A 26332-nucleotide genomic window follows, 5' to 3' on the forward strand; every position below is an offset into this window, starting at 1 on the left:
CTAATGAGTGATCAAGTCCTGCGGGTTGCTCCCCTCTCCCACTTCGCGGGAGAGGGGAGCGTGCGCAACGGGCGTTGGCCCTTTCACGCGCCCTCCATGATTGGACCTCGTTCGCTCAATGCGAAAACGGTCCCCGCCCCCTCAGCGCATTCGCCACCATCATCAACGCCAGCAAGAACGGCAGCGCCACGTACAGGCACCAGTGCACGCGGTCGCCCACCACATCGCCCCACTTGCGCTTGAATACCTGCAGCCGCGGCATGCCCGAAGGATTGGTGGCGCGCTTGTTGCGGACATGCCATGCCATCCAGAAGAAGAAGATGGCAAAGGCGACGGACAGGAAGTTGATGTTACCCATGTTGAATGGCGATGGTTTTCAGTGTGGTGAATCCGTACAGGGCCTCGAAGCCCTTCTCGCGGCCGTAGCCGGACTGGCCGCTGCCGCCGAAGGGCAGCTCCACGCCGCCGCCGGCGCCGTAGTTGTTGATAAAGACCTGGCCCGCGCGCAGCTTGTGCGCCAGGCGCAGCTGGCGCCCGCCGTCGCGGGTCCAGACCCCGGCCACCAGCCCGTAGGGCGTGCCGTTGGCCAGCGCGATGGCTTCGGCCTCGGTGTCGAACGGCATCGCGGCCAGCAGCGGGCCGAACACTTCTTCCTGCGCCAGCCGGTGCGCCGGCGGCACGTCGCGGAACAGCATCGGCACCTGGTAGTAGCCGGCCTCTGGCGCCTCGGCCACGATCTGGCCCTGCGCCATCACCGCCACGCCGGCGTGCTGCGCATCCGAGACGAAGTCCCATACGCGCTGCTGCTGCTTGCGGCTGATCAGCGGGCCGCATTCCAGGTCCAGCTCGGCCGGACCCACGCGCAGCGATTCGAACACCGAAGCCAGCCGGTCCAGCAGCAGGTCATAGACCGGGCGCTCGACCAGCAGGCGGCTGCCGGCCGAGCAGGTCTGGCCGGCGTTCTGCACGATGCCGTTGACCACCACCGGCACCAGCGCGTCGAGGTCGGCATCGGCAAACACGATCTGCGGCGACTTGCCGCCCAGTTCCAGCGTGACCGGCACGTGGTTCTCGGCGGCCAGCTGCGACACCTGCTTGCCGGTCTGGGGCGAGCCGGTGAACGAGATATGGTTGATGCCTGGGTGGCGCGCCAGCGCGGCGCCGGCCTCATGGCCGTAGCCGGTGATGAGGTTGAGGGCGCCTTCGGGCAGGCCGGCTTCCGCGGCGATCTCGGCCACGCGCAGCAGCGACAGGCAGGCATCTTCGGCCGGCTTGACCACGCACGCGTTGCCGGCGGCCAGCGCCGCGCCCACGCTGCGTCCGAAGATCTGCAGCGGGTAGTTCCACGGGATGATGTGGCCGGTCACGCCGTGCGGCTCGCGCACGGTCAGCACGGTGTAGCCGGGGGTGTAGGGGATGGTCTGGCCGTGCAGCTTGTCGACCGCGCCGGCGTAGAACTCGAAATAGCGCGCCACCGCGCGCGCGTCGGCGCGGGCCTGGCGCAGCGGCTTGCCGGTGTCGCGGGCCTCGAGCGCGGCCAGTTCCTCCTCGTGGGCGATCAGCGCCACGGCGACGCGGTTGAGCAGGCGCACCCGCTCGGCCGGGGCCATCTGGCCCCAGGCGCCGTCGGCGGCCTGGCGCGCCGCATGGACGGCGACATTGATATCGGTGGCGTTGCCGCGCGCGATCTCGGCAAAAGGTTCGCCGTTGGACGGATCGAACACCTTGATGCGCAGGCCGTTGTCGGGCGCGATCAGGCGGTTGGCGACGAAGTGCTGGGCGTGCATGGATGGCTCCGGGGCAGCAGGGTGCAACAACAGAGGGCAGGGCAGCGGGGGGCGCTGCGCTATTCAGCGACGGCTGAAGAATGCGCCATTATCGCCGACGCCGGCCGGCCTGCAAGGCGCCGCGGGGGGCCGGCCTGTCAGCCTGCGGTCAGGCATGAGCCGCTATAATGCCCGCCATCCAACACACACCGCACGCATCTGGAGAACCGCATGAGCTTCAATCTCGTATCCCCGGGCAAGGACATCCCCAACGATTTCAACGTCATCATCGAGATCTCGGCCCAGAGCGATCCGGTGAAGTACGAGGCCGACAAGGAAACCGGCCTGCTGTTCGTCGACCGCTTTATCGGCACCGGCATGCGCTATCCGGCCAACTACGGCTATATCCCGCAGACGCTGTCGGGCGACGGCGATCCGGTCGACGTGCTGGTGCTGTCGCCGTTCCCCATCCTGGCGGGCGCCGTGGTGCGCTGCCGCGCACTTGGCATGCTGAAGATGACCGATGAATCGGGTGTCGACGCCAAGCTGGTGGCGGTGCCGCTCGATAAGCTGTCGCCGGCGACCGCCTACATGAAGGGCCTGTCGGACGTGCCGCAAAACCAGCTGGACCAGATCAAGCACTTCTTTGAGCACTACAAGGCACTGGAAGCCGGCAAGTGGGTCAAGGTCGAAGGCTGGGCCGGCATCGAGGAAGCCCACAAGGAAATCACCGACGGCGTGGCGAACTACAAGAAGTAAGCTGAACCGCCCCCCGGCAGCCCCGCTTAGGCGGGGTTTTTTATTGCCGCGCGCTTGATGCGCATTAGGACCCGGCCAAATGGCGTGCGCTACGCTATCCGGGTACTGACAACAGGAGTCGCCATGCATCCCGTCACCGAACCCCAGGCATCGCCGCAGACGCTGACGTCGTCGCGCCGCTATGACCGACTCGCGGTGTCTTTCCATTGGATGGTATTCGTACTGGTGGCGCTGGCCTATGCCGCTATCGAACTGAAGGGCAACCTTGCCAAGGGCACGCCGCCGCGCGCGCTGGCCATGGCGGTGCATGAATGGGCCGGCGCGCTGGTGCTGGTGCTGGCCGTGCCGCGCTTGCTGTGGCGCCTGGTGCACGGCGCCCCCGCGCCGGAACCGAGCGCGCGCTGGATGCAGCAGGCCGGCGCGGCCATGCACTGGGTGCTGTACCTGTTCATCCTGGCCCAGCCGCTGCTGGGCCTGCTGGCGATGAATGCCGGCGGCCATCTGCTGGCGCTGCCTTCACTGGGGATCGAAGTGCCCGCGCTGGTCGCGGCCGACCCGGCGCTGAAGGACACCGTCAAGGAGCTCCACGAGACCCTGGGCACCGCGTTCTACCTGGTCATCGGCCTGCACGCGATGGCGGCGCTGTTCCACCACTACATGCTGGGCGACCACACGCTGCGGCGGATGTGGCGCTGAGCGCCGCGTCACCGCATCAGGCGCGCGCGAAGGGGTTGCGCTCGCCCAGTTCGTCCAGGTAGGCGTCGATGCCCTGGCGCTCGCGCGCCAGGAAGCGCTCGACGGCATCGGCAAAGGCCGGATGCGCCAGCCAGTGGGCCGAGCGCGTGGCCACCGGCAGGAAGCCGCGCGCCATCTTGTGTTCGCCCTGCGCGCCGCCCTCGAAGGTGCCGATGCCCTGTTCGATGCAGAACTCGAGCGGCTGGTAGTACGCGGTCTCGAAGTGCAGGCAGGGGTGGTATTCCAGCGCGCCCCAATAGCGGCCGTAGAGGGTGCTGACCGCGGGCGAGTCGTCATAGACCAGCAGCGAGCTGGCGATGGGCTGGCCCCCGCGCTCGGCGATCACCAGCAGCAGGTGCTGCGGCATGGCGGCGCCGATGCGGCGGAAGAAGTCGAGGTTCAGGTAGGGCGTGGAATGGTGCTCGCGGTAGGTCTGGCGATAGCAGCGGTTGAAGAATTTCCACGCCTCGTCGTCGATCTCCGTGCCGCGCAGGCGGCGGAAGGTGATGCCCGCCTGGGCCACCTGCCTGCGCTCGGCGCGGATGTTCTTGCGCTTCTTCTGCGACAGCGTGGCCAGGAAGTCGTCGAAGTTGCCGTAGCCGCCATTGGTCCAGTGAAACTGCACGCCGTGCCGCATCAGCATGCCGGCCTGTTGCATCAGCGCGGCTTCGGCCTCGTCCGGAAACAGGATGTGCAGCGACGACATCTGGCTTTCAGCGGCGAGCGCCAGCGCCATCTGCAGCAGCAGCCGGCGCGCATCGGCGTCTTCGGCCAGCAGCCGCGCGCCGCGCACCGGCGTGAACGGGATCGCGGCCAGCCACTTGGGGTAGTACTCGATGCCGTTGCGGGCATAGGCGTCGGCCCAGGCCCAGTCGAAGACGTACTCGCCATAGGAGTGATCCTTGGCGTAGAGCGGCATGGCGGCCGCCAGCCGTTCCGGGCGGCCCGCCGCCGGCGGTGACCACAAGGTCAGGTAGCGCGGATGCCATCCGGTCGCGGCGCAGGCGCTGCCACTGGCGTGCAGGGCGTGCAGGAAGGCATGCCTGAGGAAGGGCGTGGCGTCGGCGTGGCGTGCCACCAGGGCGTCCCAGGCGGCGGCGTCGATCCGGGCCAGGTCGGAGACGATTTCGGTACGGTATTCCGGGGCAGCATCGCGCGCTTCGTTGTGCGATTGCCGTGCCGGCTGGCCCTGCCCGGTCACGCATGATTCAGACTGCATGGCACCAGTTCTCTCTGTGGACTGGTCGAGTCTACCGGAATCCCCGCGCGCTGGCTGTGCAGCGCGGCTGGCGTCGTAAAATGGAGCTTCCTGGTCAATAGTGCCTTCCCAGGCATCCATCGATGCCTCAGGCGGAGCGCACCCATTGCGGCCTGGTCCAAGGGGCCGCCGCAAGACTCCATCACCAAGGCCCGATATGAAAAACCTGTTTTTCAACCTCTATTCGCACGGCTTCGCGCGCGTCGCGGTGGGCGTGCCGGTCTGCCGGGTGGCCGACCCGGCCTTCAACGCCAACGAGACCATTGTCCTGGCGACGCAGGCGGCGCAGCGCGGCGCGGTGCTGGTGGCGTTCCCGGAACTGGGGCTGTCGGCCTACACCTGCGATGACCTGTTCCACCAGCGCGCGCTGCTGGACGCCTGCCAGGCGGCGCTGGCTACCATCGTCGAGGCCTCGCGCAAGCTGCCGGCGGCGTTGATCGTCGGCATGCCGCTGCGGGTCGAGCACCAGTTGTTCAACTGCGCCGTGGTGGTGGCGCGCGGGCGCATCCTGGGCGTGGTGCCCAAGACCTACCTGCCCAACTACTGGGAATTCTACGAGGCGCGCCAGTTCAGCGCCGCCGACAACGCCGCGGTCGGGTCGATCCAACTGCTGGGCCAGGAGGTGCCGTTCGGCGCCGGCCTGCTGTTCGACCTCGAGGACATCCCCGACTTCCGCTTCCACGCGGAAATCTGCGAGGACGTATGGGTGCCGATCCCGCCGTCGTCGTTCGCGGCGCTGGCCGGCGCCACCGTGCTGGTCAACCTGTCGGCATCGAATATCGTGGTCGGCAAGTCGGGCTACCGCCACCAGCTGGTGTCGCAGCAGTCGGCGCGCTGCCTGGCGGCCTACCTGTACACCTCGGCCGGCAAGGGCGAGTCTTCTACGGACCTGGCGTGGGACGGCCAGGCGCTGATCTGCGAGAACGGCGAACTGCTGGCGGAGTCCGAGCGCTTTGCCGACGACTCGCACCTGCTGTTCGCCGATATCGACGTCGAGCGGCTGTCACGCGAGCGCATGCACCAGGTGACCTTCGGCCACTCGGTGCGACGGCACAAGGCGGAGGTGGACCAGTTCCGCGTGATCCGCTTCCCGCTCGACCTGACGCTGGAAAAATCGCTGCCGCTGCAGCGCAACGTGGCGCGCTTCCCGTACGTGCCGGCCGATCCGCGCCAGCGCGACGAACGCTGCATGGAGGTCTACAACATCCAGGTGCAGGCGCTGGTGCAGCGGCTGTCGGCCAGCAACATCAGCAAGGTAGTGATCGGCGTCTCGGGCGGGCTGGATTCCACCCACGCGCTGCTGGTCTGCGCCAAGGCGATGGACCGGCTGGGCCTGCCGCGCGCCAATATCCTGGCGTACACCATGCCCGGCTTTGCCACCAGCGGCCGCACGCTGCAGCAGGCGCGCCAGCTGATGCAGGTAGTGGGCTGCACCGCGACCGAGATCGATATCCGGCCGTCGTGCCTGGCGATGCTGAAGGACCTGGGCCATCCGTATGCCGCCGGCGAGAAGGTCTACGACGTGACCTTCGAGAACGTGCAGGCGGGCGAGCGCACCAACCACCTGTTCCGGCTGGCCAACTTCCACCATGCCATCGTGATCGGCACCGGCGACCTGAGCGAACTGGCGCTGGGCTGGTGCACCTACGGCGTGGGCGACCACATGTCGCACTACAACGTCAACGCCAGCGTGCCCAAGACGCTGATCTCGCACCTGGTGCGCTGGGTGGCCGAGACCGGGCAAGTGGGCGAGGGCGGCTCGGACGTGCTGCTGGCGGTGCTCGATACCGATATCAGCCCGGAACTGATCCCCGGCGACAGCAACCATGGCCCCGAGCAGAAGACCGAGAGCACCATCGGCCCGTACGAGCTGCAGGACTTCAACCTCTACTACACGCTGCGCTTCGGCTTTACCCCGTCCAAGATCGCCTTCCTGGCGCAGCATGCGTGGGGTGACCGCGAGCGCGGCATCTGGCCCAACGGCCCGCATGTGGTCCGCAACCAGTACGGCCTGGCCGACATCAAGCGCAACCTGGCGATCTTCCTGGACCGCTTCTTCCGTACCAGCCAGTTCAAGCGATCCTGCGTGCCGAATGCGCCCAAGGTGGGCTCGGGCGGCTCGCTGTCGCCGCGCGGCGACTGGCGCGCGCCGAGCGACTCGGAGTCGGTGGTGTGGCTGGCGGACCTGGAGCGGGTGCCGGCCTGATGGCAGCTACTTGCCGATGAAGAATGGCCCGCACCATGCGGGCCATTTTGCTGGCGGTGCGCGGTCATGCCGCCGGGCCGGAGACGAGTTTCAGCCCTGCCACGCCACCCACGATCAGCGCGATGCAGCCCACGCGCGCCATCGATGCGGGCTCGCCCAGCCAGAGCATGCCGAGCGTCGCGGTCCCGGCAGCGCCGATACCAGTCCACACCGCATAGGCCGTGCCTACCGGCAACACGCGCAGCGACAGCGTCAGCAGCACGATGCTGGCCACGCCGGTGGCGACCGCATAGACGCTGGGCCAGAACCGGCTGAAGCCGGCCGACCATTTCATGCCGAAGGCGAAGGCGATCTCAAGCAGGCCAGCAATCGCCAACAGGGTCCAGGACATCGCTCAGCCCGCCAGCAAGCGATGCGTGAACAGGCTGTGCAGCGTGCGCACAAACAGCACCGCGATCGCCGCCGTCAGCATCAGCAGGATCAGCCCGGCCAGCCACGTCAGCACGGCGGACTGGCCCTGTCCGGCATATGCCAGCGCCGCGTTCGACAGCGCGGCCATCGGGAAGCTGATGGCCCACCACGACGGCGCGAAAGGCGCCGGGCGGCGAAACACGCGCCATGACAGCAGCACGAACAGGAACAGGCCCGAGTAGAACAGCATGCCGGCAAACATGTCGACGCGGCCGGTCACATTGACATAGGCAAGGAAGCCCACCTCGAACGGCGCGATCAGGATGATCAGCGAGGGCACCATGCCGGCCGGCAGCGGATCGTGGCGAATCAGCCGCGCGATGATCATGGTGAAGAACACCAGCGCGATCATGGTGCCGACGCCGACGGCGAGCAGGTTGACCTCGCGCGCCCACGCCATCGGCATGGTGCCGCCGGCCACGGCGATGTCCAGCGTGGCCACGCCGGGGATCAGCCACGCCGGCACCACGTTCGCCGCCTCGGTCCGGCCATGCAACAGCCGCCCGGCGATAACGAAGGCCAGCGCCACGGTGATCACGCTGCCGAGGGTCCAGAGCGCCTGGCCCAGGGACTTGTGATGCGCGCCGACCACTGACGACAGCAGCAGGATCGCAATGGCGATCGTGCCAAAGAAGTTGCGCGCTACCGGGTGACTGAACTCAGCCCTGACCGCGTCGGGGTAGCGTAGCCACTTGGCGAGGTAGCCCGCGGCCAGCACCAGGAAGGCGATCACAGCCACCACGCCGACCGCGTCGCCAATGACCGGGCTGACGCCATACGCGGTGCCGGCGCCGCGCCATGCCATCGACAGGCCGGACAAGCCCATGACGGCGGCGAACAGGTTGACCGGAAGGTATTTGACCGAGCTTCGCGGCGCCGGCAAGGTGGCCGCGGGATGGGTTGCAAAAGTCATGAATGGAATCTGCTGTCAGTGGGGGGCTGGGGGCCGCCGCGGCGTGCCACGCCCGTGGAACGATGGCCGGCGCAGCGAGCTGGGTGGAACGCGGCCGGTGGAAGAAATTATCGTTGCCGCTTCCGTTGGCCGAAAGTATGCTGGTACGTCAAATACGGCCAATTCAGACGCGATGCCTGCCAGCATCCGCGCAACCGGGGCGTTCCTTCCTAGACTGCGGCGGGCGGGAATGACGCAATACGCCGTGGGAAATCACACTTTTTCGGTGGCCGGACCTCGCTGGCAGAATCTGCGTAGACTGTCATTTACAGCCACCACCTCCGCGCCTTGCTTGATCCCATGAAGATTGCTGTTGTTGCCTTCCCAGGCTTCCAGATGCTGGACCTTGCCGGCCCGCTCGACGTGTTCCACGAAGGCGCCCGGCAGGTCGGAAAGCCCGATGCTTACCAGTTCGAGATCATCGCGCCGCTCCCGGGCCTGTTGACTGCCTCGAACGGCATGCGCGTCCAGCCGGATGCGACACTGGACACTTGCAGTGACGATATCGACACGCTGCTGGTCGCCGGCGGGCCCACGTTGTGGCTGCAGGAGCAGGACGAATCCATCCACGCCTGGCTTGCCGAGCGGGCCCGGACCGTGCGGCGAATGGGGTCGGTCTGCTCGGGCGCGATGCTGCTGGCGCATGCGGGCCTGCTTGACGGGCGTAGCGTCACCACGCACTGGAACGCCACCGATCGCCTGGCGCGCATGTTCCCGGGCGTTCAGGTCGAGCCCGACCGGATCTATGTCAGGGACGGCAACCTGTACACCTCGGCCGGTGTGACCGCGGGCCTGGACCTGGCGCTGGCGCTGGTGGAGGAGGATTTCGGGCGGGCCGTGGCGCTGCGCGTGGCGCGCGAGCTGGTGATGTTCCTCAAGCGTCCGGGCGGGCAGTCGCAGTTCAGTGCCCACCTGGCCGCGCAGACCGCCGAGCGCAATGCGATCCGCGAAGTACAGGGCTGGGTGGTCGAGAACCTGGCGGGCAACCTGTCGGTGGAGGCACTGGCGGCGCATGCCGGCATGAGTACGCGCAACTTTGCCCGCATCTTCAAGCAGGAATGCCAGGTGACGCCGGCGGATTTCGTCGAAGCCGCGCGCCTCGATGCCGCGCGTCGGCTGCTCGAGGGTTCGCACCATCCGCTCAAGCGCGTCGCGGCGCTGGCCGGGTTCGGCGACGCCAACAACCTGCGGCGGGCCTTCTTGCGCCGCGTCGGGGTGGCGCCGTCGGATTACCGGCGCCGCTTTCGTGGCGAGGCCTGAGCAAGTGCAGTGCACAGCGTTTGCACAGGCTCTGCACAAGCTTTGCACAGGTTTTCCGGTTTGCTGTCCACAGGGTTGTCCACAACTTCGGCGGCCGGCTGGCCGTGGCGCGATGCGCGCTGGCCAACGTTCTGGCCGCGCCAGGCGAGGGCTGGCGGGGAATGCACGGCGCCAATGACTGTTAAAATGCCAGCCGGAGAGCGCCGCGTCCGCGGCGATGCGCCGTCAGGCGCGTGAACAAACGATAAACAGGGGCCCGTCATGAAGCAGATTACCGCCATCATCAAACCGTTCAAGCTCGACGAGGTGCGTGAAGCCCTGGCTGACGTCGGCGTGACCGGGCTGACGGTGACCGAAGTAAAGGGATTTGGCCGCCAGAAAGGGCATACCGAGCTGTACCGTGGCGCCGAGTACGTGGTCGACTTCCTGCCCAAGATCAAGATCGAAGTGGTGGTCGCCGAAAACCAGCTGGACACCGTGCTGGATGCCATCGTCAAGGCCGCCCACACCGGCAAGATCGGCGACGGCAAGATCTTCGTCACCGAGATCGAGCGCGTGATCCGCATCCGCACCGGCGAGCAGGACGAAGCCGCGGTCTGAGCCTCCGGCCAGCTCAGCGACACGCCGCCTTGCAGGGCGGCGTTTTCATTGGTGCGTGCGCATTCGCCGCCAGCTCAGCTGGGCAGCTTCCAGCCGTAGCGCACCGACGCCAGGCGCATGGCGATGATCGCCAGCGCGCCGGTCAGCAGCGCCGCCTCCTGCCGGACCTCGACCCAGGTCAGGCCGATATAGATCCAGCAGCCGATGAACGAGCAGGTGGCATAGGGCGAGCGGTCGCGCAGGATCATCGGCACTTCATTGCACAGCACGTCACGCACCACGCCGCCGAACACGGCCGAGATGATGCCCATCATCACCGCCACGGTGGGCGTCATCTGCGCCACCAGCGCCAGCGAGGCGCCGGTCACCGAGAACAGCCCCAGCCCGATGGCATCCGCCACGATCATGGTCCGGTCCGAGGCCACGCGGCTGACTACGCGCAGCACGAACGACGCGCCGAACGACATCGCGAAGATCAGCAGCACATAGCCTTCGTGGTCGACCCAGTAGAACGGGCGCCGGTCCAGCAGCACGTCGCGCAAGGTGCCGCCGCCAAAGGCGGTGGCAAAGGCCACCACGAAGGTGCCGACCACGTCCAGGCGCTGCTTGCGCGCGTCGACCACGCCCGAGACCGCGAAGGCGAGCACGCCGATCACCTCCATGATGTGGAGGATCAGGGGCAGCCGCCCCATCAGCAACTCGAGCGGAACGTGCATCCGGGCGCTGCGTCAGGTGCGCGGCGGGCGCAGCAGCACCATCAGCGCGCCGGCGCCGCCTTCGGCTTCGCGCGCCTGCACGAAGGCCAGCACTTCCTCTTTCTGCACCAGCCAGCTGCGCACCTTGCCCTTGAGCACCGGCAGCTTGTCGGGCGAGCCCAGGCCCTTGCCGTGGATTACCCGCACGCAGCGCACGCCGTTGCGCACCGAGCGGCGCAGGAACTCGGCCAGCGCCTCGCGCGCCTCGTCGCTGCGAAGGCCGTGCAGGTCGACCTTGTCCTGCGGCACCCATTCGCCGCGGCGCAGCTTGCGCACCACGTCCATGCCGATGCCGGGCCGGCGGAACGACAGCGTCTCGTCGGTTTCCAGCAGGCTTTCGACATCGAATTCATCGGATAGCGACGCCTGCAGCACGGCCTGGTCGTTGCGCTGCGACTGCACCGGCACCGGCGCGGGCTTGCTGGGGGGATGGTGGGCGCGGTTGCGGTCGCGCAGCTGGCTGACCTGGCCGACGCTGGTGCGGAAGACATCGGCCTCCGCGCGGGCGCGCGCGGCCGCCTGCTCGGCGGCAATGCGCTCGGCTTCGCGGCGCTCGGTATCGGCCTTGAGGGTGTCGCGCAGCCGGGCAAGGTCGTTCAGGCCGAGGCGTTGCGGCGGTCGGTCGGGTTTGCGGGCGCCGTGCGTCATTGAAAAAATCTCCGGAGGCTCGGCGCCGATTATATCGACTGGCGGGGCCGCGGAAGGGCGGCGCCCGAGTGACGCACCGGCGGGCGGTGGCGGCCCGGCCGGCGCAGGGGTTGCTTACTTCAAGGCTTCGACAAAGCGCTGCGCGTCGAGCGCCGCCATGCAGCCCGTGCCGGCGCTGGTGATGGCCTGGCGGTACACATGGTCCTGCACGTCGCCCGCGGCGAACACGCCCGGCACGCTGGTGGCGGTGGCGTCGCCCTGCAGGCCGGACTTGGTCACCAGGTAGCCGTTCTCCATGGCCAGCTGGCCGGTGAACAGGTCGGTGTTGGGCTTGTGGCCGATGGCGATGAAGACGCCGGCCAGCTTCAGGTCTTCGGTCTGGCTGGTCTTGGTGCCGCGCACGCGGATGCCGGTCACGCCGGAGTCGTCGCCCAGCACTTCGTCCAGCACGCTGTCGTAGCGGATCACCACGCGGCCTTCCTTTTCCCGCTGCAGCAGGCGGTCGACCAGGATCGGCTCGGCGCGGAAGCTGTCGCGGCGGTGGATCACGGTGACCTTGCTGGCGATATGCGACAGGTACAGCGCTTCTTCCACCGCGGTATTGCCGCCGCCGACCACGGCGACTTCCTGGTTCTTGTAGAAGAAGCCGTCGCAGGTGGCGCAGGCCGACACGCCGCGGCCCATGAAGGACTCTTCGGACGGCAGGCCCAAGTACTGCGCCGACGCGCCGGTGGCGATGATCAGCGCGTCGCAGGTATATTCGCCGGCGTCGCCGATCAGCGTGAACGGACGGGCCGGCTGGCCTTTTTCATCGACCAGCTTCGCGGTATGGATGTGATCGAAGATGATTTCGGTCTTGAATTCCTCGGCGTGCGCCAGCAGGCGCTGCATCAGCTCGGGACCCTGCACGCCCTTGGCATCGCCCGGCCAGTTCTCGACGTCGGTGGTGGTCATCAGCTGGCCGCCCTGCGCCAGGCCGGTGATCAGCACCGGTTCCAGGTTGGCGCGGGCCGCGTAGACCGCGGCGGTGTAGCCGGCGGGACCGGAACCGAGAATCAGCACTTTTGCGTGTTTTGCCATGATGCGTTCCTGTGGCCGGTGCGGCATGGTGCCCACCGGCATTGCTCGAAAGCGACATTATAAGAGGAGCCGCATTTGCTCACTGTTGCAAATTCCAATGGGCGCGATAGTCTCGGGCCACGTTAAAATGGCCGCCACGATGCCTGTCAGTCACCCGGTGAGCGACCACTGGGCAAGGGCGGCATCGGTCCAACACCCACCCGGAATCACCTAACACGCGAGTCTCACCAGGCATGGCCCGAGCTACCACGACCACCCGCACCGATCCCTCAGCCTTGCCATCCCGCATCGGCAAACTGCTGGGCGAAGTCCGCTGGTTTCTGCTGCTGGCCGTCACGCTGGGTTTCCTGTGCGTGCTGGCCAGCTACAGCAAGACCGACCCCGGCTGGTCGCACGCCAACCAGGTCGCCGATATCCACAACCTGGGCGGCCGCGTCGGCGCCTGGGTGGCCGACGTGCTGTTCTTTATCTTCGGCTTCTCCGCCTACTGGCTGGCGGTGCTGCTGGTGCGCCGCTGCTGGCGCGGCTGGCGCACGCTGACCGCCGAGCTGCCCGAGCGCACCGATCACGGCCTGCACCGCCAGGGCGTGACCGTCAGCTGGATCGGCTTTGCGCTGACCCTGTTCTCCAGCATGGGCCTGGAGGCAATCCGCATGTACCCGCTGCGCGCCGCGCTGCCGCGCGCCCCGGGCGGGGTGCTGGGCGACCTGCTCGGCGGCTGGCTGCAAGTGGCGCTGGGCTTTACCGGCGCGACGCTGCTGCTGTTGCTGTTGCTCGCGATCGGGCTGTCGCTGTTCTTCCATTTCTCGTGGCTGACCGTGGCCGAGCAGATCGGCGGCTTTGTCGAAACCCTGTTCCTCGGCTTCAAGGCCCGCCGCGAGAGCAAGCAGGATCGCATCATCGGCGAGGCCGCCAAGACCGAGCGCAAGGAAACCGTCGAGGTGCAGCGCGTGCGCATCGAAGAGGCGGCGCCGGTGCAGATCGTGCGCCCGCAGGCGGTGCCCAAGCATGAGCGCGTCGAGCGCGAGAAGCAGCAGCCGCTGTTCGCCGATATCCAGGACTCGGACCTGCCGCCGCTGTCGCTGCTGGACCCGATCCCGCCGCACCAGGAAACCGTCAGCGCCGAGACCCTGGAATTCACCTCGCGCCTGATCGAGAAAAAGCTCAAGGACTTCGGCGTCGAGGTCAAGGTGGTGGCGGCCTATCCGGGCCCGGTCATCACCCGGTACGAGATCGAACCCGCCACCGGCGTCAAGGGCAGCCAGGTGGTGAACCTGGCGCGCGACCTGGCGCGTTCGCTGTCGCTGGTGTCGATCCGCGTGGTCGAGACCATCCCGGGCAAGAACTACATGGGGCTGGAGCTGCCCAACCCGAAGCGCCAGACCGTGCGCCTGTCGGAAATCCTGGGTTCGCAGGTCTACAACGAGAGCGCGTCCAGCCTGACCATGGCGCTGGGCAAGGACATCGCCGGCAAGCCGATGGTGGCCGACCTGGCGCGCATGCCGCACTGCATGGTGGCCGGCACCACCGGCTCGGGCAAGTCGGTCGGCATCAACGCGATGATCCTGTCGCTGCTGTACAAGGCCAAGGCCGAGAGCGTGCGCCTGATCCTGATCGACCCGAAGATGCTGGAAATGAGCGTCTACGAGGGCATCCCGCATTTGCTGTGCCCGGTGGTGACCGACATGCGCCAGGCCGGCAACGCGCTCAACTGGGCGGTCGGCGAAATGGAGCGCCGCTACAAGCTGATGAGCAAGCTGGGCGTGCGCAACCTGGCCGGCTACAACAAGAAGATCGACGAGGCCGCGGCCCGCGAAGAGAAGATCCCGAACCCGTTCAGCCTGACCCCGGACGCGCCCGAGCCGCTGGACAAGCTGCCCACCATCGTCATCGTCATCGACGAGCTGGCCGACCTGATGATGGTGGTCGGCAAGAAGGTGGAAGAACTGATCGCCCGCATCGCGCAGAAGGCGCGCGCGGCCGGCCTGCACCTGGTGCTGGCGACGCAGCGCCCGTCGGTGGACGTGATCACCGGGCTGATCAAGGCCAACGTGCCGACCCGGATCGCGTTCCAGGTCAGCAGCAAGATCGACTCGCGCACCATCCTCGACCAGCAGGGCGCCGAAGCGCTGCTGGGCATGGGCGACATGCTCTACCTGGCGCCGGGCACCGGCCTGCCGGTGCGCGTGCATGGCGCCTTTGTCTCGGACGAGGAAGTCCACCGCGTGGTGGAAAAGCTCAAGGAATCCGGCGAGGCCAACTACATCGAGGGCATCCTGGAAGGCGGCCTGACCGATGACGCCGGCGGCGGCGACGGGTTTGGCGGCGGGGCCGGCATCGGCGGTGGCGGCGGCGAAGCCGATCCGCTGTACGACCAGGCGGTCGAGGTGGTGCTGAAAAACCGGCGCGCGTCGATCTCGCTGGTGCAGCGCCACCTGCGCATCGGCTATAACCGCGCCGCGCGGCTGCTCGAGGACATGGAGAAGGCCGGGCTGGTGTCGGCGATGTCGGGCAACGGCAACCGCGACATCCTGGTGCAGGGCAGTGGCGCCGCGCGCGAAGATGACTGAGCGCCGCTCGCGCAGCCTTCGTAATATCCCGTTACCCGGCGGCGCGCGTGGTGCGGAATCCCCGCGCAGCCGGCTGCTCTAAAAGGACAGGTTGCCCGTGCGCGACGTGAGCACGGCAACATCCCTACAACTACCAGGACCCGAACCATGCGAAACCGCATCCTCGTGTCGGCTTGCGCCGCGCTGGCGATGTTTGCCCTGCAGGTGCCGGCCCATGCCGCCGCCACCGACCAGCTGCAGAGCTTTGTCACCGGCGTGAAGAGCGCGCGCGGCGAATTCACCCAGCGCCAGGTCAAGGGCCAGGGCGCCAACGTCAAGGTCACCGGCACTTCCAGCGGCACCTTCGTGTTCGCGCGCCCGGGCAAGTTCACCTGGCGCTATACCAAGCCTTACGAGCAGCTGCTGCAGGCCGACGGCCAGACCCTGTACATCTATGACAAGGACCTGAACCAGGTCACCGAGCGCAAGCTCGATGGCGCGCTCGGTTCCAGCCCGGCGGCGATTTTGTTCGGCAGCAATGACCTCGACAAGAACTTCGTGGTCAAGAACGGGCCGACGCGCGACGGCGTGGAATGGCTGGAGCTGACGCCCAAGGCCAAGGACACGCAGTTCGAGCGCATCGGCATCGGCTTCAAGGCCGGCAATCTTGAAGCAATGGAGTTGCGCGACGCGTTCGGCAACACCACGCTGCTGACCTTCACCGGCATGCAGAAGAACCCGCCGCTGGCGGCCGATGCGTTCCGGTTTACGGTGCCCAAGGGTGCCGATGTGATGAAGCAATGAGGGCCGCCATGATGGATGCGCAGCAAGCGTCAGCAGGATCGGGCCAGAGGTATCGCCGCCTTGGCGCGGCGGTGCTGGCTGGCGCTGGGGTGCTCGCGTTGGCGGCATGCGCCAGCAGTGGCGGCGGCGCCAGCAAGTTCGACGTCGATTCCTTCCTGCACGCGTCGGACTCGGCGTTGCCCGAGGTGCTCGGCAACCCGGCCTTCCTCAAGGCCACCCTCGTGCCCGCCGGCGAATGCGCAGTGATGCTGCAATCGGCCAGCACCGGCGTGCTGGAAGATTTGCCGCCGAGCAGCAATGCGCGCGGCCCGGCGTGGTTGCTGCACCCGAAAGACAAGCCGGGCCACGTATGGCTGGTGGTCAGCGAAGCCGGTGGCGAACGCACCTGCCACGGCCCCTTGCCGGCCGATGCGATGAAGAAGCTGGCCGACCGCGCCAAAGGCTGAGGCTGGCGCAGCGCCGGCGCTGGCTCAGTGCGGCTTGATGGCGATCTTCAGCACGCCATCGCGCTGGTTGGCGAACAGGTCGTACGCCGCGACGATATTCTCCAGCTTGTAGTGATGGGTCACCAGCAATCCAAGGTCGACGCGGCCCGATTCAATCACATTGACCAGCCGGCGCATGCGTTCCTTGCCGCCGGGGCAGAGGGCCGTGTTGATCTTGTGGTCGCCGAGTCCGGCGGCAAAGGCAGCCAGCGGGATGGTCAGGTCGCTGGAGTACACCCCCAGGCTGGACAGCGTGCCGCCGGGCTTGAGCACGCGCAAGGCCTGCTCGAAGGTCGCCTGGGTGCCGAGCGCCTCGATCGAGGCATCGACGCCGCGGCCGCCGGTCAGTTTCATGATCTCGTCCACCACGTCGCAGTTGCGGAAATTGAGCGCGACGTCCGCGCCCATCTTGCGCGCGATCTCGAGCCGGTGGTCGTTGCCGTCGATGGCGATGATGGTGGTCGCGCCGCATAGCCGCGCGCCGGCCGTCGCACACAGGCCGATCGGGCCCTGGGCGAAGACCGCGACGGTGTCGCCGATGCGGATGTTGGCATTTTCCGCGCCCTTGAAGCCGGTGGACATGATGTCGGGGCACATCAGCACCTGCTCGTCGGTAAGGCCGTCGGGGATCGGCGCCAGGTTGGCCTGCGCATCGGGCACCAGCACATATTCCGCCTGCGTGCCGTCGATCAGGTTGCCGAAACGCCAGCCCGCGGTGGCCTTGTAGCCATGGCAGCCGCACAGTCCCTGCGGCACCAGGTAGCTGCCGTCCTGCGAGGCCACGCCATCCTGCGCGGCGTAGGAATTGAAGTTGGGGCAGATCGCGCCGGCAATGACCCGCTGGCCTTCGCGGTAGCCCGCCACCGCGCTGCCCAGCTTCTCGATCACGCCGACCGGCTCGTGGCCTACCGTCAGGCCCCTGGCGACCGGGTATTCGCCCTTCAGGATATGCACGTCGGTGCCGCAGATCGTGGTGGTGGTGATGCGCACCAGTGCATCGTTGGGGCCGATATCGGGAATGGGCTTGTCGGCCAGTTCGATCCGGCCGGGCTCGACAAAGACGGCGGCTTTCATCATTGCGGTCATGCGTTTCTCCCATTGGGTATGGGTTGGGCGAATGGGCCCGGCCGTCGCCGGGCCTGCTTGATCCTTGATAGCACGCATGGGTTATAGACCGCTTTATCCAGGTCAAGCGCGGGCCAGACCGCAAAATGCCGCGCCGGCGCCGATCCGGCAAAAGTTTCAGATCTGAGTGAAAGGAAACTGAACCCGGCCCGGCGCCCTGTGTCCCAGAATCTTCTGACTCGCCAACCCTGCCAAGGAGGACCCCATGATTCCGATGCACACCATGATCCGCAGCCGGACCCATCAACTGCTGTGGCTGGCGGTGGGCGGCGCGTTGCTGGCCGGCTGCGCGGCCGCGCCGGCAGAACCGGCGGCCCCGGCTCCGGCTCCGGTCCCCGGCCCGCAAGGCTCGCGCGGCACGCCGGCCGGCTGCGCTGCCGACAAGCTCGCCGACGACGCCTTGGTCGGCAAGCCCGAGGCCGAAGCCATCAGCCTGCTGCAAGGCTGCGCGTGGCGCCTGGGCGAGCGCGACGGCCAGCAGTTTCCCGGCACCATGGACTACAACCCGCAGCGGCGCACGCTCGGGATCCAGGCCGGCAAGGTGGTGTGGGTGCGCCGCGGCTGAGCCCGCCGGCATGCCGGTGTTGAGCGGTCATCTTGACCCTGCGCAAGCGCCGCCCAACATGACAAAAATGTAATTTGACCGCCTGAACAAGAATCAATATTGTTTTCCGCTAACCGGAATCCAATCACCGGGCGGCCTTGGCGGTGCCCGGCGGCTGCCCAAACCATGCTGGGGAGCCACCGCGTGAAAACCACCCTCCGAACCTTGCTGCTGCGCGCCGCGGCACTGGCCCTGCTGACGCTGCCGCTTGCGGCCGCGGCCCAGGAAAAGGTACTCAACCTCTACACCGCGCGGCATTACCAGACTGACGAGGCGCTGTACGCCAATTTCACCAGGCAAACCGGCATCAAGATCAACCGCATCGAAGGCCAGGAAGACCCGCTGCTGGAACGCATCCGCAATGAAGGCGCCAACAGCCCGGCGGACGTGTTCATCACGGTGGATATCGGGCGGCTGTGGCGCGCCCAGCAGGCCGGCGTGTTCGCGCCGGTGAAGTCGAAGGTGCTGGAGTCGCGCATCCCCGCCAACTACCGCGATCCCAATGGCGAGTGGTTCGGCTTCTCGGCCCGCGGCCGCGTGATCGCCTACAACAAGACCGCGGTCAAGGCCGGCGACATCGCCAGCTATGAAGACCTCGCCGATCCCAAGTGGAAGGGCAAGGTCTGCACGCGTTCCAGCGGCCATGTCTACAACCTGTCGCTGGTGTCCAGCCTGATCGCCCACGACGGCGAGGCCCGCACCGAGCAATGGGCGCGCGGCGTGGCCGCCAACCTGGCGCGCGTGCCCAAGGGCGGCGACACCGACCAGCTCAAGGCGGTTGCCGCCGGCGAGTGCGACGTGGCCATCGCCAACACCTACTACATCGCGCGGCTGCTCAAGTCGACCAAGCCCGAAGACAAGGCCGTGGCCGACAAGCTGGGCGTGCTGTGGCCCAACCAGTCGAGCCAGGGCGTGCACATGAACGTCTCCGGCGGCGGCATGCTCAAGCACGCGCCCAACAAGGAAGCGGCGGTCAAGTTCCTTGAGTACCTGGCCAGCGACGAAGCGCAGCGCTATTTTGCCGACGGCAACAACGAATGGCCGGTGGTGAAGGGCGTGAAGGTCAGCAACCCCGTGCTCGAAGCGCTGGGCGAGTTCAAGTCCGACACCATCAACGTGGCCGAGCTGGGCAAGTACCAGCCGCAGGCGCAGAAGCTGGTCGATCGGGCGGGGTTCAAGTAAAGCCAAACTGCGAGTGTTTTCGCTCCTCTCCCGCTTGCGGGAGAGGGGCGGGGGTGAGGGCCGGCGCAGGCAGTATCGAAGGCCTCGACTTCGTCGATGCATCGGCCCTCACCCCAACCCTCTCCCGCACGCGGGAGAGGGAGTACGCAATGCGGGAAGCGGGAGGCTCGAGGCATTGCTGCTGCTGCCGGTTTGCTCCCCTCTCCCGCTTGCGGGAGAGGGAACAAGCAAGCGGTTGCTAGGTTGTCAGCAGCCAGACGTCGCTGTCATAGCAAAAACCGCTTGTTCCCCGTCACCTGCGTCGGTTCAACCTTGCGGAAGGTCAGCTTGACGCTGCTGTGGAGCCGCCGCCCCGCCTGGCGCCGCACGAGCGCCCGCTGCAGCAGGCCCTTGTGGCCGACCGTGCCTTCGGCATAGGGCTGGTCCCCGGCTGCGCCCAGCGCCATTGCCGCGAGCGCCTGGTTGTGCTCCGCCGCGCTCTTTTCCAGCAGCTTGTCCAGCGCCATGCGGGCGCGCACCTGCGCGGCCAGCGCCGTATCGCCGGGGTTGGCGCGGGCGCGCTCGGCGTCCCACGGCAGTTGCACCTTGCCGGCCAGGCGGCGCAGCGCGGCGCGCAGTTCGGCCCCGTCCATGCGGGTTTCCTGCACGATCCAGACGGCGTCGTGGCGCACCGCCGCTTCGGCATCGGCCATGCGGCGCACCAGCGCCGGCTGCAACGCGGGCGCGGAGAATTGCCGTGCGCGCCGGACCGCATTGAGCGCGATGCGGCGAACCTGCGGGTTGGCATGGTCGAACAGGTCGTCGATCACGCGTGCGGCGGTGTCGGCCGAGCCGATCATCTCGGCCAGCTGTCCGGCCAGCGAGACTTCTTCCACGCCGCTCAGCTTGTTGCGGCTGAGCCGGTTCAACTTGAACAGCAGGATGTGATATCGCAGCATAGGCTCTTGCGCGGCGGTCATGCCGCGGGTCGCGCCCGGGCGGGGGCCGGGCCATAAGAGGCTATCGGCGCGCAGGCGGCGCGACTTTAGCGCGGCGCGCGCGCGGCCTCAGCGCTGCGCCTGGCGGCGGATCGTGCGCGACAGCACGATCACCGGCAGCAGCCCGACCGCCACGATCACCAGCGAGGCGGTGGCGGCCTCGGTCAGGCGCTCGTCGGCGGCCAGGTTGTAGGCCTGCACCGCCAGCGTGTCGAAATTGAACGGCCGCATCACGAAGGTCGCCGGCAGTTCCTTCATCACGTCGACAAAGACGATCAGCGCCGCGGTCAGCAGGCTGCCGCGCAGCATCGGCAGATGCACGCGCCGCAGCGTGGCGCCGGGGCCGTGGCCGAGGCTGCGCGCGGCGGCGTCCATGCTGGGCGTGATCTTGCCCAGCCCGGCATTGACGGTCTGCAGCGCCACGCCCAGGAAGCGTACCAGCAGCGCGTAGACCAGCGCGGCGATGCCGCCGGTCAGCAGCAGCCCCGCCGAGACCCCGAACTGCTGCTGCAGCCAGGCCGACAGCGCATTGTCCAGCCGCGCCACCGGCACCAGCACCCCCACCGCGATGACCGAGCCCGGCAGCGCATAGCCCATGCCGCACACCCTTGTCAGGCCGCGCATCAGCCAGCTGCGCTTGCCGTTGACCGCGCGCGCGGCGTAGCCCACCGCCAGCGCGACCGCCACCGCCGCCAGCGCGGTGGCGCTGGCCAGCAGGAAGCTGTTGCGCACCAGCCCGGCAAAGCGCGGGCCGAACTGCGCATCGCCGTCAGTGAAGGCCATGCGGCACAGCATCAGCGCGGGCACCAGGAAGCCCAGCAGCACCGGCACCAGGCATGCCGCCAGCGCCAGCCAGCCGCGTGTGCCGTCCAGGGTCCAGGCCGCGGCGCGGCGCTGGTTGCCGAACACCTGCGCGCGGCCGCGGCTGGCGCGCTCGATCAGCAGGATGGCGGCCACGAACAGCAGCATGCACGCCGACAACTGCGCCGCGGCGTTCTTGTCGCCCAGCGAGAACCAGGCGCGGTAGATGCCGGTGGAGAAAGTCGGGATGGCGAAATAGGCCACGGTGCCGAAGTCGGCCAGCGTTTCCATCAGCGCCAGCGTGGTGCCGGCGACAATGCCCGGGCGTGCCAGCGGCAGCACCACGCGCCAGAGCCGGCTCCAGGTGCCGTGGCCAAGCAGGCGCGCGGCTTCCAGCGTGTTCTGGGTCTGCTGCAGGAAGGCGGCGCGCGCGGTCAGGTAGACGTAGGGGTACAGCACCAGCGAGAACAGCGCGATCGCGCCGCCCAGCGAGCGGATCTCCGGAAACCAGTACTCGCGCGCGCGCCAGCCGGTCACCTCGCGCAGCCAGCCCTGCACCGGCCCGGCGAACTGCAGCGCGTCGGTGTAGGCGTAGGCGATGACATAGGCCGGCATCGCCATCGGCAGCACCAGCGCCCATTCCATCACGGCATGGCCGGGGAAGCGGTAGGTCGATACCAGCCAGGCAGTGCTCACGCCCAGCAGCAGCACGCCCGCGGCGACGCCGCACAGCAGCCAGACGGTGTTAAGCACGTACTCGGCCAGCACCGTGTCGAGCAGATGGCGCCAGGTGTCGCCCGCGGGCAGCAGCACGGCCGAGGCGATCACCAGCACCGGCACGGCGATCAGCAGCGCCATGGCGACGGTGGCCAGGGTCAGGGGATGGAAGCGGCGGCGGCTGGACAGGAGCATGCGGGCGAACAGTGAGCAAAGTGCCGCGCGCCGGATCTTTGCCGGGTGGCGCCGTGTGCGGGCTGACGCATTCTAGCAATGCCGGCGCCGTCGGCAGGCCGGGGCAGGGCGTGGGCGGCCGCAGGACCCTGGCACGTCCCTATAATGCGCAGATGCGAACCGATTCCTATTCACGGCTGCCGGCGGCCCAGGCCCGCAGCCGTCCGGCCACCCGCGCCGATGCCCTGGACCCTGCCGTCCCCGCCCCGGCCGTCATCGAGTTGGATCGAATCCGCCACGCCTTCGGCCGCCATGCCGTGGTCAAGGGCCTGTCGTTCGCCGTGGCGCGCGGCCATATCGCCTGTCTGCTGGGGCCCAGCGGCTGCGGCAAGACCACGGTGCTGCGGGCTATCGCCGGCTTCGAGCCGCTGCAGGACGGCCGCATCGTGCTGGACGGGCGGACCGTGTCGTCATCGGGCACGCTGCTGGCGCCCGAGCATCGTCGCATCGGCATGGTGTTCCAGGACTACGCGCTGTTTCCGCACCTGGACGTGGCGGCCAACGTCGGCTTCGGCCTGACGCGCGCCAGCCGGGCCGAGCGCGCGGCGCGGGTGGGCGAGGTGCTGCAGCTGGTGGGCCTGGACGGCGCTGGCCGCCAGTATCCGCACGAACTGTCCGGCGGCCAGCAGCAGCGCGTCGCGCTCGCCCGTGCGCTGGCGCCGCGCCCGGAACTGCTGCTGCTCGACGAGCCGTTCTCCAACCTCGACGTGGACCTGCGCGAACGCCTGAGCCTGGAGGTGCGCGCAATCCTGAAGGCGCAAGGGACCACCGCCATCCTGGTCACGCACGACCAGCACGAGGCCTTTGCCATGGCCGACGAGATCGGCGTGATGCACGACGGCGTGATCGAGCAATGGGGCAGCGCGCACGACTTGTACCACCGGCCAGCGTCGCGCTTTGTCGCCGGCTTTATCGGCCAGGGCGTGCTGATGGCGGGACGGCTGCGCGCTGGCGGCGAGATCGAACTGGAACTGGGCCTGCTGCGCCCGGCCGTGCCGCTGGACCTGCCGGCCGGCGCCGCGGTCGACGTGCTGGTGCGTCCCGATGACATCATCCACGACGACGCCAGCCCGATGCGCGCCGAGGTGGTGCACAAGGCCTTCCGCGGCGCCGAGATCCTGTACACGCTGCGCCTGGCCAGCGGCGGCCGCGTGCTGGCGCTGGTGCCCTCGCACCACAACCACGCCGTGGGCGAGCGCATCGGCATCCGCGTCGAGATCGAGGACGTGGTGGCGTTTGCCGCCTAGGCGCCCCCGCAAGGGAAATGCGCCAATGGTCTACACTGTGGCGCTCTGCATCTTGCGTATAGACAGGTTCTGACTACCGTGGCGGACTCGCTTTTTTCCGATCCTTCCGACCGTTCCCGGCAACCGCTGGCCGAGCGCCTGCGCCCGCGCACCATCGACGAGGTGATCGGGCAGCAGCATCTGCTCGGCCCGGGCAAGCCGCTGCGCGTGGCGTTCGAGTCAGGCGAGCCGCATTCGATGATCCTGTGGGGCCCGCCCGGCGTGGGCAAGACCACGCTGGCGCGGCTGATGGCGGATGCGTTCGACGCCGAGTTCATCGCGCTGTCGGCGGTGCTGTCGGGCGTCAAGGACATCCGCGAGGCGGTCGAGCGCGCCGAGCAGTTCCGCGCCCATGGCCGCCGCACGCTGGTGTTTGTGGATGAGGTGCACCGCTTCAACAAGAGCCAGCAGGACGCGTTCCTGCCACACGTGGAAAGCGGCCTGTTCACGTTTATCGGCGCCACCACCGAGAACCCTTCGTTCGAGGTCAATGGCGCCTTGCTGTCGCGTGCGGCGGTCTATGTGCTCAAGAGCCTGGACGATGCCGAGCTGACGCAGCTGGCGCTGCGCGCCAGCAAAGAACTCGGCGGCACACAGGGGGAACTGAGCTGGCAGGACGAGGCGCTGCAGCTGATCGTGGCCTCGGCCGACGGCGACGGCCGCAAGCTGCTGAACAACATCGAGATCGTCGCGCGCGCGGCACGCACCGCCGGCGCCGCGCAGATCGACACCGCGCTGCTCGGCAGTGCGCTGTCGGAAAACCTGCGCCGCTTCGACAAGGGCGGCGATGCCTTCTACGACCAGATCAGCGCGCTGCACAAGTCGGTGCGCGGCTCGGACCCGGACGCCGCGCTGTACTGGTTCTGCCGCATGATCGACGGCGGCGCCGACCCGCGCTACCTGGCGCGGCGCATTGTGCGCATGGCGTGGGAGGATATCGGCCTGGCCGATCCGCGCGCCGCGCGCATCACGCTGGACGCGGCCGAGACCTATGAGCGGCTGGGCTCGCCCGAGGGCGAGCTGGCACTGGGCCAGGCGCTGATCTACCTGGCGGTGGCGCCCAAGTCCAACGCCGGCTACAACGCCTACAACGCCGCCCGTGCCTTCGTTGCCAAGGACAAGTCGCGCGCGGTGCCGGTGCACCTGCGCAACGCACCGACCCGGCTGATGAAGGAGCTGGGCTACGGCCACGCCTACCGCTACGCGCACGACGAGCCCGAGGCCTATGCCGCCGGCGAACATTATTTCCCGGATGACCTCAAGGCGCAGGGCTGGTACCAGCCGGTGCCGCGCGGGCTGGAAGGCAAGATCGCCGAGAAACTGCGCCACCTGCGCGAGCTCGACGACGCCTGGCATCGCGAACAGCGCGCCGCCAGGCCCAAGGACGTCGGCAAGGGTGGCAAGTCGGGCGAGCCGGATTGATCGCCGGCTAACGTGTGTGCAGTAAAATGGCGGGTCCGCCGGCATGTCGCTGGCCCTGCCCTTCACTTAGCAACATGCTCGACATCCAGCTGTTCCGCAAAGACATCGACGCCGTGGCGCAACGCCTTGCCACGCGCGGCTTCCAACTCGACGTGGCGGCGTTCCAGGCACTCGAGGCCGAACGCAAGCAACTGCAGACCCAGACCGAGGAACTGCAGGCGCGCCGCAACAGCCTGTCCAAGCAGATCGGCATGCTCAAGGGCAAGGGCGAGGATGCCTCGGCCGTGATGGCCGAAGTGGGCGGCATTGGCGACACGCTCAAGGCCTCGGCCGCGCGGCTGGACGAGATCCAGGCGCACCTGGCCGAATTGATGCTGTCGATTCCCAACCTGCCGCACGACAGCGTGCCGGTGGGCAACGATGAAACCCAGAACGTCGAGGTGCGCCGCGTCGGCGAGCCGCGCCAGTTCGACTTCGAAGTGCGCGACCACGTCGACGTGGGCGAAAAGCTCGGGCTCGATTTCGACACCGCGGTCAAGGTCACCGGCTCGCGCTTCTCGATGCTGCGCGGCGGCATGGCGCGCCTGCATCGCGCGCTGGTGCAGCTGATGCTCGACACCCACACGCAGCAGCACGGCTACACCGAGATGTACGTGCCGTACATCGTCAACGCGGCGTCGATGCGCGGCACCGGCCAGCTGCCCAAGTTCGAGGAAGACCTGTTCAAGGTGCCGCGCAAGGTGGGCAGCGAGGAAGGGGAGCGCATCGAGAACTTCTACCTGATCCCCACCGCCGAGGTGCCGCTGACCAATATCGTGCGCGACGCCATCGTCGCCGGCGAGAAGCTGCCGCTGCGCTTTGTCGCGCATACGCCGTGCTTCCGCTCCGAAGCCGGCTCGTATGGCAAGGACACCCGCGGCATGATCCGCCAGCACCAGTTCGACAAGGTCGAGCTGGTCCAGGTGGTGCCGGCCGACCAGTCCTTCGACGCGCTGGAGCAGCTGACCGGCCACGCCGAGGCGATCCTGAAGAAGCTGGAGCTGCCGTTCCGCACCATCGTGCTGTGCACCGGCGACATGGGCTTCGGCAGCACCAAGACCTATGACCTCGAAGTGTGGATTCCCGCGCAGAAGACCTACCGCGAGATCAGCTCGTGCTCGAACATGGGCGATTTCCAGGCGCGCCGCATGCAGGCCCGCATGCGCACCGGGCAGGGCAAGCCGGAACTGGTGCACACGCTGAACGGCTCGGGCCTGGCCGTGGGCCGCACGCTGGTGGCGATCCTGGAGAACTACCAGAACGCCGACGGTTCGGTCACGGTGCCGGCTGCGCTGCAGCCGTACATGGGCGGCGTCACCCGCCTGGAGCCCGAGCTGTAAAAAATCTGCTGCCGGCCTCTTGCACGGGCCGGTGCCGTGTGGCTATAATCTTGGTTTCGCCACACGGCAAAGCAGTTACCGGAGAGGTGGCAGAGTGGTCGAATGTACCTGACTCGAAATCAGGCGTACCGGCGACGGTACCGTGGGTTCGAATCCCACCCTCTCCGCCAGACAAGAAGCTGCCCGGTCTCGACCACCGGACAGGCAACAACAGTGTAGTAAGACTCAGGCCGACGCCCACGACAGTGCGCGTCGGTTTTGTTTTTTTCGCGGCCGC

24 protein-coding genes and 1 tRNA gene are annotated in these 26332 nt (G+C 67.9%); 14 read left to right on the top strand and 11 right to left on the bottom strand.

The features are described from left to right. Window positions 1–115: 115 nt before the first annotated feature. Together ACOCMH_RS20330 and ACOCMH_RS20335 are read right to left on the bottom strand one after the other, a co-directional pair. On the bottom strand, window positions 116–358 hold the full coding sequence (locus ACOCMH_RS20330) for a hypothetical protein (protein WP_010813008.1): 243 nt from the start codon (window positions 356–358) through the stop codon (window positions 116–118). Then, a complete protein-coding gene (locus ACOCMH_RS20335) occupies window positions 351–1787 on the bottom strand; it encodes an aldehyde dehydrogenase family protein (RefSeq protein ID WP_427312740.1) in 1437 nt (478 codons plus the stop codon). The genes ACOCMH_RS20330 and ACOCMH_RS20335 overlap by 8 nt, the downstream gene beginning before the upstream one ends. A 210-nt stretch (window positions 1788–1997) precedes the next feature. On the opposite strand from ACOCMH_RS20335, the gene ppa reads away from it, so the two are divergent. Then, window positions 1998–2525, top strand: coding sequence for an inorganic diphosphatase (ppa, locus tag ACOCMH_RS20340; RefSeq protein WP_013955799.1), 528 nt, complete (start codon window positions 1998–2000; stop codon window positions 2523–2525). Between the two features lie 123 nt (window positions 2526–2648). After that, window positions 2649–3221, top strand: coding sequence for a cytochrome b (locus ACOCMH_RS20345; RefSeq protein WP_427312741.1), 573 nt, complete (start codon window positions 2649–2651; stop codon window positions 3219–3221). Between the two features lie 16 nt (window positions 3222–3237). On the opposite strand, the gene ACOCMH_RS20350 is transcribed toward ACOCMH_RS20345, so the two are convergent. After that, window positions 3238–4479 (bottom strand): GNAT family N-acetyltransferase, encoded by a 1242-nt coding sequence (locus ACOCMH_RS20350; protein ID WP_427312742.1) that lies wholly within the window; start codon window positions 4477–4479, stop codon window positions 3238–3240. 196 nt (window positions 4480–4675) lie between these two features. Between ACOCMH_RS20350 and ACOCMH_RS20355 the strand changes: the two genes are divergently transcribed. Beyond that, on the top strand, window positions 4676–6724 hold the full coding sequence (locus ACOCMH_RS20355; RefSeq protein ID WP_427312743.1) for an NAD(+) synthase: 2049 nt from the start codon (window positions 4676–4678) through the stop codon (window positions 6722–6724). Between the two features lie 64 nt (window positions 6725–6788). Here ACOCMH_RS20355 and ACOCMH_RS20360 read toward each other — a convergent pair whose 3' ends face one another. Both ACOCMH_RS20360 and ACOCMH_RS20365 read right to left on the bottom strand, forming a co-directional pair. Beyond that, a complete protein-coding gene (locus ACOCMH_RS20360) occupies window positions 6789–7115 on the bottom strand; it encodes a DMT family transporter (RefSeq protein WP_427312744.1) in 327 nt (108 codons plus the stop codon). Between the two features lie 3 nt (window positions 7116–7118). Next, on the bottom strand, window positions 7119–8108 hold the full coding sequence (locus tag ACOCMH_RS20365) for an SLAC1 anion channel family protein (protein WP_427312745.1): 990 nt from the start codon (window positions 8106–8108) through the stop codon (window positions 7119–7121). 339 nt (window positions 8109–8447) lie between these two features. On the opposite strand from ACOCMH_RS20365, the gene ACOCMH_RS20370 reads away from it, so the two are divergent. Both ACOCMH_RS20370 and glnK read left to right on the top strand, forming a co-directional pair. Further along, the gene (locus ACOCMH_RS20370; protein ID WP_427312746.1) at window positions 8448–9407 is read left to right on the top strand and encodes a GlxA family transcriptional regulator; all 960 of its coding nucleotides are present in this window, start codon (window positions 8448–8450) and stop codon (window positions 9405–9407) included. A gap of 261 nt (window positions 9408–9668) precedes the next feature. Next, window positions 9669–10007, top strand: coding sequence for a P-II family nitrogen regulator (gene glnK / locus ACOCMH_RS20375; RefSeq protein WP_006162803.1), 339 nt, complete (start codon window positions 9669–9671; stop codon window positions 10005–10007). A gap of 74 nt (window positions 10008–10081) precedes the next feature. Here the strand turns inward: glnK and ACOCMH_RS20380 are convergent, their stop codons facing one another. The 3 genes from ACOCMH_RS20380 to trxB all read right to left on the bottom strand — a co-directional run bounded on the left by ACOCMH_RS20380 (window position 10082) and on the right by trxB (window position 12490). Beyond that, the gene (locus tag ACOCMH_RS20380; protein WP_171513960.1) at window positions 10082–10723 is read right to left on the bottom strand and encodes a trimeric intracellular cation channel family protein; all 642 of its coding nucleotides are present in this window, start codon (window positions 10721–10723) and stop codon (window positions 10082–10084) included. Window positions 10724–10735: 12 nt separating this feature from the next. Then, a complete protein-coding gene (locus tag ACOCMH_RS20385; RefSeq protein WP_427312747.1) occupies window positions 10736–11410 on the bottom strand; it encodes a Smr/MutS family protein in 675 nt (224 codons plus the stop codon). Window positions 11411–11524: 114 nt separating this feature from the next. Then, entirely contained in the window at window positions 11525–12490 is a 966-nt protein-coding gene (gene trxB, locus ACOCMH_RS20390; protein ID WP_427312748.1) for a thioredoxin-disulfide reductase, read from the bottom strand. A gap of 233 nt (window positions 12491–12723) precedes the next feature. Here trxB and ACOCMH_RS20395 point away from each other — a divergent pair, with 233 nt between their 5' ends. The 3 genes from ACOCMH_RS20395 (at window position 12724) to ACOCMH_RS20405 (ending at window position 16289) form a co-directional block, all read left to right on the top strand. After that, the gene (locus ACOCMH_RS20395; protein WP_427312749.1) at window positions 12724–15060 is read left to right on the top strand and encodes a DNA translocase FtsK; all 2337 of its coding nucleotides are present in this window, start codon (window positions 12724–12726) and stop codon (window positions 15058–15060) included. Between the two features lie 147 nt (window positions 15061–15207). Beyond that, window positions 15208–15843, top strand: coding sequence for an outer membrane lipoprotein chaperone LolA (lolA, locus tag ACOCMH_RS20400; RefSeq protein ID WP_427312750.1), 636 nt, complete (start codon window positions 15208–15210; stop codon window positions 15841–15843). A gap of 8 nt (window positions 15844–15851) precedes the next feature. Next, window positions 15852–16289, top strand: coding sequence for a hypothetical protein (locus ACOCMH_RS20405; protein WP_427312751.1), 438 nt, complete (start codon window positions 15852–15854; stop codon window positions 16287–16289). A 24-nt stretch (window positions 16290–16313) separates the two neighbouring features. On the opposite strand, the gene ACOCMH_RS20410 is transcribed toward ACOCMH_RS20405, so the two are convergent. Further along, entirely contained in the window at window positions 16314–17414 is a 1101-nt protein-coding gene (locus ACOCMH_RS20410) for an NAD(P)-dependent alcohol dehydrogenase (protein ID WP_427312752.1), read from the bottom strand. 244 nt (window positions 17415–17658) lie between these two features. Here ACOCMH_RS20410 and ACOCMH_RS20415 point away from each other — a divergent pair, with 244 nt between their 5' ends. Together ACOCMH_RS20415 and ACOCMH_RS20420 are read left to right on the top strand one after the other, a co-directional pair. After that, complete coding sequence (locus ACOCMH_RS20415; RefSeq protein WP_427312753.1) at window positions 17659–18018, top strand: hypothetical protein; 360 nt, start codon at window positions 17659–17661, stop codon at window positions 18016–18018. Between the two features lie 183 nt (window positions 18019–18201). Continuing rightward, window positions 18202–19239: a Fe(3+) ABC transporter substrate-binding protein gene (locus tag ACOCMH_RS20420; protein WP_427312754.1), complete on the top strand. Its 1038-nt coding sequence runs from the start codon at window positions 18202–18204 to the stop codon at window positions 19237–19239. A 266-nt stretch (window positions 19240–19505) separates the two neighbouring features. On the opposite strand, the gene ACOCMH_RS20425 is transcribed toward ACOCMH_RS20420, so the two are convergent. Then, window positions 19506–20177, bottom strand: a complete 672-nt coding sequence (locus ACOCMH_RS20425) for a hypothetical protein (RefSeq protein WP_427312755.1) — start codon at window positions 20175–20177, stop codon at window positions 19506–19508. Window positions 20178–20285: 108 nt separating this feature from the next. Beyond that, window positions 20286–21929: an ABC transporter permease gene (locus tag ACOCMH_RS20430; protein WP_427312756.1), complete on the bottom strand. Its 1644-nt coding sequence runs from the start codon at window positions 21927–21929 to the stop codon at window positions 20286–20288. A 152-nt stretch (window positions 21930–22081) separates the two neighbouring features. Here ACOCMH_RS20430 and ACOCMH_RS20435 point away from each other — a divergent pair, with 152 nt between their 5' ends. From ACOCMH_RS20435 to ACOCMH_RS20450, 4 genes are all read left to right on the top strand, one after another. Next, window positions 22082–23215: an ABC transporter ATP-binding protein gene (locus tag ACOCMH_RS20435; RefSeq protein ID WP_427312757.1), complete on the top strand. Its 1134-nt coding sequence runs from the start codon at window positions 22082–22084 to the stop codon at window positions 23213–23215. Window positions 23216–23293: 78 nt separating this feature from the next. Next, a complete protein-coding gene (locus tag ACOCMH_RS20440; RefSeq protein WP_427312758.1) occupies window positions 23294–24676 on the top strand; it encodes a replication-associated recombination protein A in 1383 nt (460 codons plus the stop codon). A 74-nt stretch (window positions 24677–24750) separates the two neighbouring features. Next, complete coding sequence (gene serS, locus ACOCMH_RS20445) at window positions 24751–26055, top strand: serine--tRNA ligase (protein ID WP_427312759.1); 1305 nt, start codon at window positions 24751–24753, stop codon at window positions 26053–26055. A gap of 80 nt (window positions 26056–26135) precedes the next feature. After that, window positions 26136–26225, top strand: a tRNA-Ser gene (locus ACOCMH_RS20450). The last annotated feature ends 107 nt before the right edge of the window (window positions 26226–26332 follow it).

This window comes from Cupriavidus sp. H39, from assembly GCF_050271075.1.
GTDB classification, from domain to species: domain Bacteria; phylum Pseudomonadota; class Gammaproteobacteria; order Burkholderiales; family Burkholderiaceae; genus Cupriavidus; species Cupriavidus necator_B.